This is a genomic window from Actinophytocola sp., from assembly GCF_035942955.1.
Taxonomy (GTDB): Bacteria; Actinomycetota; Actinomycetes; order Mycobacteriales; family Pseudonocardiaceae; genus DASYTH01.
Genome location: NZ_DASZCQ010000312.1, coordinates 1 through 12,870, shown reverse-complemented (window position 1 = coordinate 12,870; position 12,870 = coordinate 1). Strand labels below are relative to the sequence as shown.

The window sequence follows — 12,870 nt, the reverse complement described above, 5'->3', positions numbered from 1 at the left end:
CTTTCGGTGTAGTGGTCTGGTTGCGGTGGGGGTGGTGTCTGGGGGGCTGGTTGGCGGGGTGGGTGCGGCGGCCGAGGTCGGTGGGGGGAATCCGTGGGCCAGGGCGGCGAGGATCTCGGCGTCGGTGCGGGGGCCGCGGTTTCCGCGGCGGTTCTTCGACGTGACTCGGTTCGGCGCGGTGGGGGATGGGGTGACCGACTGCAGTGCGGCGATCGACGCGGCGGTCCGGGCTTGTGCGGGCGCGGGCGGGGGGCACGTGGTGGTGCCGGGCGGGCGGTTCTTGACGGGGCCTATTCACTTGCGGAGCAATGTGGATCTGCATGTGACGGCGGGCGCGACGTTGGCGTTCAGTCAGGATCCGGCCAGGTATCTGCCGGTGGTGTTCACCCGGTGGGAGGGTACCGAGCTGTACAACTACTCGCCGCTGGTTTACGCGTTCGGGCAGCGGAACATCGCGATCACTGGTGCGGGCACGTTGGATGGGCAGGCGGACAACGCGCACTGGTGGCCGTGGAAGGGGAGCGCCGAGTTTGGCTGGAAGGCGGGCGATCCGCACCAGGCTGCGGCTCGGGCCGCGTTGCAGGATATGGCAGAGCGCGGGGTTCCGGTGGAGCAGCGGGTCTTCGGTGACGGCGGGTTTTTGCGGCCCAACTTCATCCAGCCGTACCGGTGCCGGAACGTGCTGATCGAGGGAGTCACCGTGCGGAACTCGCCGATGTGGGAGATCCATCCGGTGCTGTCACAGAACGTGCTGGTGCGCGGGGTCACGGTCGACACGCACGGGCCCAACAACGACGGCTGCAATCCGGAGTCGAGCCGGGATGTGGTGATCCGCGGGTGCACGTTCGACACCGGGGACGACTGCGTGGCGATCAAGTCGGGGCGCAACGCCGACGGGCGGCGGGTCAATGTGCCCAGCGAGCGGATCCTCATTGAGGACTGCGTGTTCCGGGCCGGCCACGGCGGGGTCACGGTCGGCAGCGAGATGTCCGGCGGGGTTCGTGACGTCTTCGCCCGGAACCTGACGATGAGCAGTCCCGACCTCAACACGGCGATCCGGTTCAAGACGAACTCCATCCGCGGCGGGTTCATCCACGACCTGTATGCCCGCGACATCAGCGTCGGCACCGTCGCGCAGTCGGCCATCGTCATCGACTTCTTCTACGAGGAGGGTCCCGGCCACGGCTTTAACCCCGACGTCCACACCATCGACATCCGCAACCTCACCGTGGAAACCGCCGACCGTGCCCTGAACCTGCGCGGCTACCCCGACGACCCGGTGCGCGACATCCGCCTCACCCACGTCAACTTCCAGCACGCCAACCAACCCGACATCATCGAGGACGTCGACGGCCTGCTGCTGCGCGACGTCTGGGAGAACGGCCAGAGGCTGCCCGACACTGTTCCGCCTCTCCGGAATTAACTGCTGTTGTTGCGTCCCGGCGGGCGGTGGGGGTAGCGGATGGATTGTGGTTGGGTGTCGTCACGGTACCCGTGAGGTTTCCGTTGGCGGGCGCGAATTGCTGTTGTTGTGTCCCGGCGGGCGGTGGGGATTACGGGTGGATTGTGGTTGGGTGCCGTCACGGTACCCGTGAGGTTTCCGTTGGCGGGTGCGAACTGTTGTTGTGTCTCGGCGTACGGTGGGGATTACGGGTGGATTGTGGTTGGGTGCCGTCACGGTATCCCTGAGGTTCCGTTGGCGGGCGCGAAAGTGTAATTGCCGAGTGCTTCCAGGCTGACCTGGCCTAGGCCGCCGGTGGTGGCGTCGTCGGACCAGACGGCGAGGACGAGGGTGTTGGGGGCTTGGTGGTGGAGGATGCCTTGGGGGAGGGTGAAGACGTGTTGCGGGCCGACGTCGTTGATGTACTGGCCAAGGTTCCAGCCGTTGACGAAGATTAGCGCGCGGTAGTGGCGGGTGGGGTCGTCGGTGAACCGGAGGCCGACGGGCACGTCCTGGTCGCGGGGGAGGTCGAGCCGAACGGTGGTGCGGTACCAGGATATGCCGGGTGCGGGCTCGGTGTGGGGGAGGGTGACCGGGGACCATTGGTGGTCAGGGAAGCCGGGGAGGTGGAAACCGGTCCGCTCGCCGTGCAGGCCGCCGTTGTTCTGCGGGCCGCGCACCGGGTCGGTCAGGTTTTCGCCGCCGCGCACGCCCTGGATGCGCCAGCTGAGCGCCGTGTCCGAGCCGGTGAGGCTCGCGGCGAGCAGGCCGCGTGGCGCCTTGTGGTTGTCGTTGCTGCCGCCGTTCTCGTTGTGTCCCATGTTGCGGACCAGGACCGAGACCACGTTGTCGGCGCCGAGCAATCCGTCGGGGAAGGTGAACGTGGCCGTCGAGGTCTGGTTTCCGCTCGCGGTGCCGGTGCGCACGGTTCCGAGGTGGGTGCCGTTGACCCAGACCGACCAGGCGCCGGCCCGGCCGGTGCCCGCGGTGAGCGAGATTCCCGTTGCGGCGCCGGTGAAGTGTCCGCGGTACCACACGTCGCCGTAGTGGAACCCGTAGTCGTCGGTGTAGAGCACCGGTAGCGTCGCGGGTTTGGTCGGGTTGTTGGTCGTGGTGTGGTCGGCGACCACCCAGGCGCTGTCGTCGAACGCCGGGTCGGCCTCGGGCACGTCGCGGGTGTACCGCCAGTCGGTCAGCGCCGGGAGCCGCACCGGAGCGGGCCCCGGCACCGTGGCGTCGCGCACCAACCGGTTGTTCCAGAAGACGTTGCGCACGGACGGGCGGGCGAACACCTCGAGCGGGCCGGTCCGGTCGGTGTCGCCGCGCAGGCGGAGGGTGGCGCCGTGCTGCTCGGCGGACCGCACCAGATAGGGCCCGCGGACCAGGATCGGGCCGGAGCGGGTGTCCACCCGCCAGAACGTGGACGCCGTGTCGCCGTCGGCGAGCAGCAGGTCCAGCGGTGCGCGCCCGCCAGCGGTGATGCGCACCCGAGAAAGTCCATTGTGGACGTAGTTGAGCCGGAGGTCGCCGCGGGCCGGATCCCAGGTGCTGGTGACCGAGCCGGACCGGACCTCGACGCGGGGTTCGCTGCCGTAGCGCAGCACCGTCTCGCCCGGCTCACCCGCCCGGCCGTGCAGCAGCGCCACATCCCGGCCGCCGAGCCCCACGTGGGTCATGATCTCCGATGTGGAGTAGACCAGCCGCTGCCGCTCGAGGTCGTACCCGGCCGGGAGAATCTTGAAATCCCGGCCGTTGACCGCGACCGTCGGGGTGTAGGCGCCGTCCGGGACGTCGACGGTGAACGCCGTGGTATTGCTCGACGCCGCGGTCGGGTTGGCGTGGCGGACGAAGTAGAACCGGGCGTGGGTGTCGGGATTCTCCTTGACCCAGACCCGGATCTCCGGATCGGTGCCGGGTTGCCGGCCGAGGTCGTCGGTCTTGCGTAGATCGTCGACCGTGGCCACGAGGTAGGCCTGCTGCTTGAGCACCGGCACCTTCTCGGTCAGCTCCCGCTGCTCGTTGAACGCCGCCCCGTAGTCGTACGAGGTGTAGACCACGTTCGGGTCGGCCTGCCAGCCCCAGCTCGTGCCGCCGTAGGTCATGTAGATGTTGTGCACGGTGAACTGGTTCTCGATGTTGTTGCCGTAGAACATCCGCTCGAACGTCGGCCCGGTCATGGTCCTGCAGCGCTCGTAGCCGGGGCCGCCCCACGGATCGAACGCGCCGCCCTGGAACTCGCCCCAGATGAACGGCCGGTTCCCGACTCCTGGGCGCAGGAAGCGATAGTCGGTCACGGCCGGGAAGGACGTGCGGTTGCAGTCGAACGCCGCGGGGTAGGTGTCGGTGGCGTACAGGTCGGGCGCGCCGGGCCCGGAGGCCCACCGCAGGTTGCGGCCCTTGTCGTTGTGGAACAACGGAACCGTGATGCCGTCGGCACGGGCGGCGGCCTTGAGCTCCTCCATGTACACCGCGTCGTCGCGGTCGTACTCGTTCTCGATCTGGAACAGCACCACCGAGCCGCCGCCGTCGGTCAGCTGGTGCCGGGCGATGATCGGGTTGACGTGGTCGAACCACTCCTCCCAGGCCGCCTGGTAGTCGTCGGCCCGGGTGCGGGCCCGGCCGAGCTGGGTGGTCAGCCAGCCGGGGTAGCCGCCGGAGTCCAGCTCGGCGTTGATGTACGGGCCGGGCCGGGCGAGCACGTACAGGCCGACCTCCTCGGCGATGTCCAGCAGGCGGTCGACGTCGCGCACGCCGGAGAAGTCGTACACGCCCGGCGCGGGGGAGTGGTAGGCCCAGCTGAAGTACAGCGACACCGCGTTGAACCCGGTCGCCTTGAGCTTCTCGAGCTGGTCGCGCCACAGGCCGGGGTCGGGCAGCCGGTAGTAGTGGAACTCCGCCGACCACAGCCACACCCGCTCGCCGTCGATCATCAGCGAGTACTGGTCGTAGGTGATGGTGTGGGTGGTCCGGTGCTCGGCCCGCGCCGAGGCCGGGCCGACCGGGCCGGCGGGGACGGCGGCCAGCGCGAGCGCCAGCAGTACCAGGAGGATCTTCCGCACCGCCGGACTCCCTCGCGTGTTCGGTATTTCGGACGAGCTCCGCCAGGCCGTTCCGTCCACTCTCGCGCGCCCGGCCGGCACCGTCAACACCCGCGGCCGGGCCGGAATCGTCCACGAACTGGACGCCATCGTGCACGCCGGTGCGGCGACAGTGTTCCCATGGGATCGACGTCGGCCTGGATCCGGTCGAGCATCGCGGCGGTGATCGCGTTGGCGGTGACGTCACCGGTCGATGCCGGCGCCGCGCCTTCGCCGTTGGCCAACACCGTCGACGGCTTCGCCAGCGTGAACGCCTTGGGACAGAACGGCACCACCGGAGGCGCAGGCGGGCCGGTCGTCACCGCGACGACCACGGCCCAGTTCCTGGACTACATCGCCCGCCCCGGCCCGTACGTCATCCAGGTGTCCGGCTCGATCACGCTGCCCACCGGCTCGACGGACGGCATGCACAACGTCACGTCCGACAAGACGATCGTCGGGCTGGGCAGCGCCGCCCGGCTCGTCGGCGGCGGGCTCACCATCGGCCTGCCGGTCGACGACGACGTGACCTCGCCGCCGGCCAACGCCGTGCACAACATCATCGTCCGCAACCTGTCCCTCTCCGGCGCCACCGACGATCTGATCAACGTCCAGATGTTCTCCCACCACGTCTGGATCGACCACAACGATCTGTCCAATGGGGACGATGGCGCGGTGGACATCAAGCGTGGCTCGGACTTCGTGACCGTGTCCTGGAACCGCTTCCACGACCACGACAAGACGTTGCTGCTCGGCCACGACGACGACAACGGCGCGCAGGACATCGGCCGGCTGCGGGTGACGTACCACCACAACTTCTTCGACGGCTCGGACCAGCGCAACCCGCGGGTCCGCTTCGGCGAGCCGGTCCACGTGTACAACAACTACTACCGCCAGCTCAGCTACGGCATCGCCTCGGCCATGAACGCCGGCGTCGTCGCCGAGGGAAACTACTTCGACACCGTGAACAACCCCGGCCGGGTCGACTTCAGCGGCGACCTCGGCCGGATGGTCGCCCGCAACAACATCCTGGTCAACTGCAACCACCCGGTCGAGGTCCGCGGCACCGTCGTCGAGCCGCGGACCTACTACGCCTACTCCGTCGACCCGGCCGCGGACGTGCCAGCCCTCGTCCCGGCGGGGGCCGGAGTGGGCAAGATCTCGGCACCTGCCACCGCACCTGCTGCTGCGGTGGCAGGTGCCGGGGCCGGCTGACTACACAATGGTGGATTCCCGGACCACCAGCCGGCAGGGTTGGCGGAGGACGCCGGATTGCTGGGCGCCGTCGAGGGCGGCGAAGAGGTACTCGACGGCGGTGGCGCCGAGTTGCTGGAGGTTGAGGTCCACAGTGGTCAGTGGAGGGCGGCAGTCGGCGGCGAAGATGTCCCAGTTGTCGTAGCCGACGAGGGCGACGTCGGCGGGGACCCGGCGGCCGAGGTCGAACAGCGCCTGGGCGGCGCCGGCGCCGATCTGGTCGTTGCCGCAGAAGATCGCGTCGATCTCCGGGTGGGCGGCGAGCAGGACCCGGGTGGCGTGCCGGCCCCAGGCCTGGGACCACTCGCCGTAGAGCGGGTCGCCGACGAGGGCGAGCCCGGCCTCGTCGAGCACGGCCCGCATGGCGGTGACCCGGTCGCGCGCGGCGCGGTAGCTCTCCGGGCCGGTGATGTGCGCGATGCGGCTCCGACCCAGCTGTACCAGGTGCTCGGTGGCCAGGCGCGCGCCGCCGGCGTCGTCGGCCAGGATCGACAGGTCGTCCGGGTCGTCGGACTCGCAGTAGACGTAGACGACGGGGACCGGGATGTCGGCGGTGAGCGAGGCCCGGATGTCGTTGCTGTCGCCGAGGATGATGAAGCCGTCGACCTGGCGGGCGAGCAGCGTGCGGATGTAGTGCCGGCGGCGGATCGCGTCGCCGCGGGCGTCGCACAGCATGACCGACATCTGCTCGTTGCCGAGCGCGTTCTCCACGCCGAGCAGGATCGGGATGGCGAACCGGCCGGCCAGCTCGTCGGTGAGTAGCCCGACGGTCCTGGTGCGCCCGGAGATCAGGCCCTTGGCGAGCACGTTGGGTTGGAACGCCAGCTTGTCGGCGGCGGCGAGCACCCGGCTGCGGGTCGCCGCGGCGACCTCGTTGCGGCCGTTGAGCGCCTTGGACGCGGTGGCCACCGAAACGCCGGCCAGCGCGGCCACGTCGTTGAGCGTCACCGCCCGTGCCCGCTGCCGTACCACCCCAGTCCTTTCTGGACGCCTTTCGAATGTTGACACGAGTGTAACGGAGAGCCTACGGTCTCCATACCGAAAACGTTTTCGGGAGGCGAGGCAACGTGGCCGCGACCCTGACATCCCGCACAGGATTCCGGAGGCCGACGGCCTCTGTACTTACCCGCCCACCATCCCCCCACCGCGTCCCCGGTCTGCTGATCACCGTGCTCATCACCGGAGTGCTGACGGCCGTCGGGTCGCCCGCCCACGCCGACCAGACCATCGGCTACCCGACCTTCACCGGGCCGGCCCTGCCCGCCGAACCGGTCGGCTACACGCCGAACGGGATGATGCGGGCGATCTACGAGCGGGAGGCGGCGGGTACCGACTTCTGGATGGACCGGCTGCTGGCCCGGCCGGGCGCCGACCCGGCGGGGAACTGGCTGATGACCCGCGGCCGGGCGTTCTACATGAGACAGCACAGCAACTCGGTGATCGGCTTCGGCGGGCGGGCCGCCTACTACAACGAGTTCTTCGACGCGTTCACCAACCAGGGCGCCTACGCGATCACGATCGGGCCGGGCGGCTTCACCGAGGTGCCGGCCCAGCGGCTGCAGACGCCCAGCTACTGGAGCGGCGCCTACACCAACGCGGGCCTGAGCCTGCGGGCCGACGTCCGGAAGTTCATCACGCACAACAACGTGGCCGTGACCAACGTGTCAATCATCAACGACGGCCCGGCGGCGCAGACCCTGCCGCTGGTGGTCACCTCGCCGTTCGCCGGCACGGCCGAGGGTGACGAGCTGACCGGCGTGCACGACGTGCTCAACTCCCGCCGGGAGCGGCTCACCACGGTGTTTCCCCGGCTGTCCGGCCAGGGCCTGACCCCGAGCGACGGCCGGCTGACCGGCTCGATCACCGTCGCTGGTGGACAGACGGTGACGGTCAAGGTGCAGCTTGGTCTCGTGGCGGAGGAGATTCCGCAGTCGCGGGCCGACTACGACGCCTACCGCGCGCTGTCGCCGGCCGATGCGTTCGCCACGCATGTGCGCGCCTACAACCGGTGGTGGGCGGACAACCTGCCGTACATCGACGTGCCGGAGCCGGCGATCAAGAAGCACATCTACTACCGCTGGTGGCTGATGCGCTTCAACTACCTGGACGCCGACATCCCGGGCAACGACTTCCAGTTCCCGACCTCGATCGAGGGCGTGCTCGGCTACAACAACGCGATCGCGCTCACCGTGCCGATGTTCATCGACGACTTGAAATACCTGCGCGATCCGATGTTCTCCTACGGTCCATGGGTGTCCACAGGGGAGTCCTCGCGGGGCGGCCGGTTCCTGGACAACCCGGGCGACCCGGAGAACTGGAGCAACAGCTACACCCAGTACATCGCCGAGGCGGCCTGGCGCAGCTACCAGATCCACGGCGGGCAGCGCCCGATCGTGGAGAACCTCGCCCGCTACGCGGAGGGCGACGTCAAGGGGCAGCTCGACTTCTACGACCACGACGGCAACAACCTGATCGAGTACGACTGGGGCGCGCTGACCGGCAACGACGCCGACGCGGTCTCGTTCGACTGGCGGCCGGGGAACCTGGACCGGGCCGAGTCGGCCTACCAGTACAGCGGCGCGCTGGCCGCCGCGGCGGCCTACGAGCTGCTCGGCGACTCCGCCAAGGCGGCGGAGCTGCGGACGATCGCCGAGCGCATCCGGCAGGCCATCGTGAGCGTGCTGTGGAACCCGCAGCGGCAGCTGTTCGAGCACCGGCACGTGGACACCAACGCGCACGACCCGTGGAAGGAGATCAACAACTACTACCCGTTCTCGGTCGGCGCGATCCCGAACGAGCAGCCGTACACCAACGCGCTTCGGCTGTTCGACGACCCGGCCGAGTACCCGATCTTCCCGTTCTACACGGCCAACCAGAAGGACAAGGCCGAGGCGGCCGAGCAGGGCTTCCCCGGCTCCAACAACTTCTCGCAGATCAACTCGACGGTGCAGTTCCGGCTGTTCTCCTCGGTGCTGCGCAACTACGACACCGACGCGATCACGGCGGAGGACTACAAGAAGCTGCTGTACTGGAACGCCTGGGCGGCCTTCATCCGCGGCAACACGCAGTACCCGGACTCCAACGAGTTCTGGTTCAACTGGAACCCCGCCACCCGGACCATCGACGGGCGCTCCGGCATCCACCACACGATCCTGGGCAGCAGCAACTGGACGGTCGTGGAGGACGTGGCCGGGCTGCGGCCGCGCACCGACCACCGGCTCGAGCTGGCCCCGATCGACATCGGCTGGGACCACTTCACGGTCGACAACCTGCGCTACCGCAACGTCGACCTGACCATCGTCTGGGACAGGCCGGGCGACGGCGTCGCGCACTACCCCGGCGTGCCGGAGGGCTACTCGGCCTTCGTGAACGGCGAGCGGGCGTTCACGGTGAACCGGCTCACCCGCCTGGTGTGGAACCCCGAGCTGGGGCGGATCACGTTCCACGACGGCTCGCGGACGCAGCAGACCCGCCAGTTCCGGGACATGCAGGCGCCCGCGCAGGTGCGGCTCACCGGCGAGCGGGTGGTCGACCTGTTCCAGAAGGCCGGCGCGGACCTCACCCGGACCGGCGAGGCGGCGAACCTCGCCCGGGGTGCGGCCGCGACGGCGTCGTTCACCGCGCCGGGGTCGGACACGGCCGGCGCGGTGGACGGCGTCACGATCAACGAGCCGCACTGGAGCAGCCGCGGCTCACCCAACACGCAGGACACCTTCGAGATCGACCTCGGGACGCCGAAGCGGTTCGATGACGTCAAGCTGTACTTCTACCGGGACCGCACCGCCGACGGGCTGGCCGAGCCGGCGATGTACCGGATCCAGTACCACGACGGGTCGGGCTGGGTCGATGTGCCGGAGGTGGCGAAGTCGCCGGCGATCCCGCGGGCCAACTACAACCACGTGCAGTTCCGCGCGGTCACCGCGCAGCGGGTCCGGGTGGTGCTCACCCACCAGGCCGGCCACCGCACGGGTCTGAAGGAGGTCGAGGTCTTCCACGCCGCCGAGCGGGTGCCGGGCGCGGCCAACGTGGCGCCGTACGTGCTGGCCAAGGCGGATCCGAACTTCCGGCGTCCGGCGCGGGCCCGGCTGCTCGGCGTGGTCAAGGACGACGCGCTGCCCACCGGCGCGCTGTCCGCCCGATGGTCGCAAGTGGACGGTCCGGGCACGGCGACGTTCGCCGACCCGAACGCGGCCAGCACCATCGCCTTCTTCAGCGCGCCGGGGCCGTACACGCTGCGGCTGACCGCCACCGACGGCGCCGCGACCAGCTCGTCGAGCGTGACGGTCGTCGCCACCCCGATGCCCGACATCCTCAACGTGGCGCCGGACGGCACCGCGTCGGCGTCCTACACCTCGCCGTGGGAGAACGTCGCGGCGGTCAACGACGAGATCGACCCGCCGTCGTCCAACGACGGGGTGAACCCGCGCTGGGGCACCTGGCCCAACGAGGGGGAGCAGTGGGTCCAGATCGACTGGGCCACGCCGGTCACGGTCGACGCCTCGGACATGTACTTCTTCGACGACAACGGGGGAGTGCGGGTCCCGGCGTCCTGGCGGATCCAGTACTGGGACGGCGCCGCGTTCGTCGACGTCGCCGAGTCCAGCGGGTACGACACGGCGATCAACCAGTACAACCGCACTACGTTCGGCACCGTGACCACGACCCGGATGCGGGCCGTCCTGCAGAGCGGTCTCGCCTCGGTCGGCGTGCTCGAGTGGAAGATCTACGAGGCGGGCTGAGCCGTGAGCCACGCCGGGCGGCCGATGGCCTGAGCTGAGCTGACGCGCCGGCGGGCGGGAGTCTACGCAACACATTTCTGGGAGCGCTCCCAGGAATATGGAATCCATTTCACCCTGCGAAACGGAGACTGCCATGGGAATACTGCGCAGGCTCCTTGTGATGTTGGTTCTCGTGCTCGTCGGGGCCACGGTCACGGCCGTGCCCACCGCGCAGGCCAACCACAAGCAGAGCCGTATTCCTCGGTTCATCACGCAGGCCGGGGCGTACACCGGCAACTTCCGCGAGTCGGAGAACTTCGTCGTCCGGTGGGGTGATGCCGTCGACGTGGTCGCCTGGGCGCGAACCAACCGCGGCATCAACGACTATCCGGCGTACGTGCTGGACAAGATGGAGCAGACGTACGCCTACTACAAGAACACGGCGCGGTTCATCGACCCGGACTCCCTCTCTCCCGGCAACCAGTACCGGATCAACGTGTACCTGTGCGGCAGCTGGCGCAACAACTTCCTGCCGCCGGCGAACTGGGCCGGCACCGACGAGATCGGCGTCGGACACATCTGCCTGCCCTACGACAAGTTCTGGGACATGTGGGTCGAGTCGCACGAGTACAACCACGTGCTGCAGGCCTACGCCTCCCAGTTGAACCGCAACAACGGGTTCGGCGGCGGGTTCGGCTTCGGCAACCGCAACGCCGGCCGGTTCTGGGAGGCGCACGCCAACTTCATGGCCCGGATGCGCCGGCCCGAGGTCGTGATCGGTTCCGGTTACTTCGGCAGCCGGCACCACTACCGCTGGCTCGCCCAGGAGACCTACTACGGCGACTGGTTCCTGATCAACAAGCTGCGCGACACGTACGGCCTCGACGCGATCCACCGGTTGTGGTACGAGGCCAGGCAGGGCGAGCATCCTATTCAGACCATCAAGCGGCTGCACGGCCTCGACCATCCCCGGTTCGCCGAGCTGATCGGTGACTACGCGCGGCGCCAGGTGGTCTACGACTACACCGACGGCCGCGCGATCCGTAGCGACGTCTGGCGCAACGGGGTTTCCTATTCGCCGCGGTACACGGTCTCGCTGGAGACGGTCAACCAGGCAAACGGGGACTACCGCATCCCGGCGGCCAGGGCGCCGCAGCAGTACGGGTACAACCTCATCCGGCTCAACCCGACGCAGGCCGGTGGCCAGGTCTCCGTTCGGTTGACCGGAAACGTGAACCCGACCATCGGGTCGGACTGGCGGTTCAGCCTGGTCGCGGTGCGCAGCGACTTCACCGTCCGGTACAGCCCGATCTTCGGTCCGAACCAGACCGCGACGTTCGCGCTGCAGTCCGGCGAGTCGTTCATGATGCTCGCCGTGGCGGCGACCCCGTCGGTGCACATCAACTACGCCGACGGCGCAACCATCGACACCTACCCGTACCAGCTCAACATTCGCGGCGCCACGCCGGCGCCCGGCGTAGGAGGGTGAGCAGAATGAAACGACGCATCGGCACGCTGTTCGCCGCGGTCGCCGCCGCCGTCACGGTCGTCGCCGGGCCGGGCGCCGCGCAGGCCGACCCGGTGACCATCCAGGCGTGGAACCCACCGTCCAACTTGGTCGTTCCGCTGGATCAGGTGTGGCGGCACGTCGAGTCCACCTACCCGAACCCGTACGGGTTCCGCAACTACGGGTGGGACCAGATCATGGCCAACCGGGGCTTCGTGAACTACTGCGTCCGCTGGGACTCTCCGGCGCCGGTGTCGGCGGCACTGCGGGACCAGATCCACGCCGCGCTCAGCCGCCAGTTCACCAAGTGGATGAACGTGATGGTGGAGAACGGCGCCGGCTGGGAACGCTGGCCGTACACCACCGTTCCGGTCCGCGTCGTCGGCTGGGCCGTCCGCAACCGCAGCCAGCTACAGTGGACGGACAACTCCGTCGATATCTATGTCAACGACATCCGGGAGAACGCCCCGCAGTGCTCGGCCGACTGCGGCCGATTCTTCCACCAGGACGGCAACTACTCCCGCTGTCCCGGTGGCGCCGCCCGCCACTACGACATGTCGCTGTGGCTCACCGCCGGCCTGCGTGGCGGGTTCGGCGGCGACTGGGGCCAGCGGGTCGGCAGCGAGTACTTCGTCGGCGCGTTGAACAACGAGAACATCCATATCTACCTGCACGAGGTCGGCCACACGTTCGGCCTCGACGACTTCTACGACTGGACGCCGACGGGCGTGTGCTGCTTCATCATGAAAGCCGGCAGCGCCGCCCAGATCACGGAATTCGACAAATGGATGCTCCGCGACTGGTGGCGCCATCTGAAGAGCAGGTACGGCTTGTAACACCCACCGGGAGGCGCGCCGGATGCCGGTCGGCATC

At 68.8% G+C, this 12,870-nt stretch carries 7 protein-coding genes; 5 read left to right on the top strand and 2 right to left on the bottom strand.

The annotated features are described in order from the left end of the window. Positions 1–1,423 (top strand): glycoside hydrolase family 28 protein (locus VGX25_RS30870; RefSeq protein ID WP_326921475.1); only part of this gene is annotated, 1,423 nt, incomplete at its 5' end. A gap of 251 nt (positions 1,424–1,674) precedes the next feature. On the opposite strand, the gene VGX25_RS30865 is transcribed toward VGX25_RS30870, so the two are convergent. Beyond that, positions 1,675–4,500 (bottom strand): beta-galactosidase, encoded by a 2,826-nt coding sequence (locus VGX25_RS30865; RefSeq protein ID WP_326921474.1) that lies wholly within the window; start codon positions 4,498–4,500, stop codon positions 1,675–1,677. A gap of 159 nt (positions 4,501–4,659) precedes the next feature. Between VGX25_RS30865 and VGX25_RS30860 the strand changes: the two genes are divergently transcribed. Beyond that, entirely contained in the window at positions 4,660–5,733 is a 1,074-nt protein-coding gene (locus tag VGX25_RS30860) for a pectate lyase (protein ID WP_326921473.1), read from the top strand. Here the strand turns inward: VGX25_RS30860 and VGX25_RS30855 are convergent, their stop codons facing one another. Next, positions 5,734–6,744: a LacI family DNA-binding transcriptional regulator gene (locus VGX25_RS30855; RefSeq protein ID WP_326921472.1), complete on the bottom strand. Its 1,011-nt coding sequence runs from the start codon at positions 6,742–6,744 to the stop codon at positions 5,734–5,736. A gap of 197 nt (positions 6,745–6,941) precedes the next feature. Between VGX25_RS30855 and VGX25_RS30850 the strand changes: the two genes are divergently transcribed. The 3 genes from VGX25_RS30850 (at position 6,942) to VGX25_RS30840 (ending at position 12,833) form a co-directional block, all read left to right on the top strand. Then, positions 6,942–10,511 carry a discoidin domain-containing protein gene (locus VGX25_RS30850; protein WP_326921471.1) on the top strand — a complete coding sequence of 1,190 codons (3,570 nt, stop codon included), beginning with the start codon at positions 6,942–6,944 and terminating at the stop codon, positions 10,509–10,511. Positions 10,512–10,671: 160 nt separating this feature from the next. Further along, on the top strand, positions 10,672–11,979 hold the full coding sequence (locus tag VGX25_RS30845) for a DUF6055 domain-containing protein (protein ID WP_326921470.1): 1,308 nt from the start codon (positions 10,672–10,674) through the stop codon (positions 11,977–11,979). A 5-nt stretch (positions 11,980–11,984) separates the two neighbouring features. Beyond that, the gene (locus VGX25_RS30840; protein ID WP_326921469.1) at positions 11,985–12,833 is read left to right on the top strand and encodes a hypothetical protein; all 849 of its coding nucleotides are present in this window, start codon (positions 11,985–11,987) and stop codon (positions 12,831–12,833) included. The last annotated feature ends 37 nt before the right edge of the window (positions 12,834–12,870 follow it).

Excerpts from the sequence above, each read along its gene's own strand:
- VGX25_RS30860 (WP_326921473.1), top strand. The coding sequence starts at position 4,660 with ATGGGATCGACGTCGGCCTGGATCCGGTCGAGCATCGCGGCGGTGATC.
- VGX25_RS30845 (WP_326921470.1), top strand. The coding sequence starts at position 10,672 with ATGTTGGTTCTCGTGCTCGTCGGGGCCACGGTCACGGCCGTGCCCACC.
- VGX25_RS30840 (WP_326921469.1), top strand. The coding sequence starts at position 11,985 with ATGAAACGACGCATCGGCACGCTGTTCGCCGCGGTCGCCGCCGCCGTC.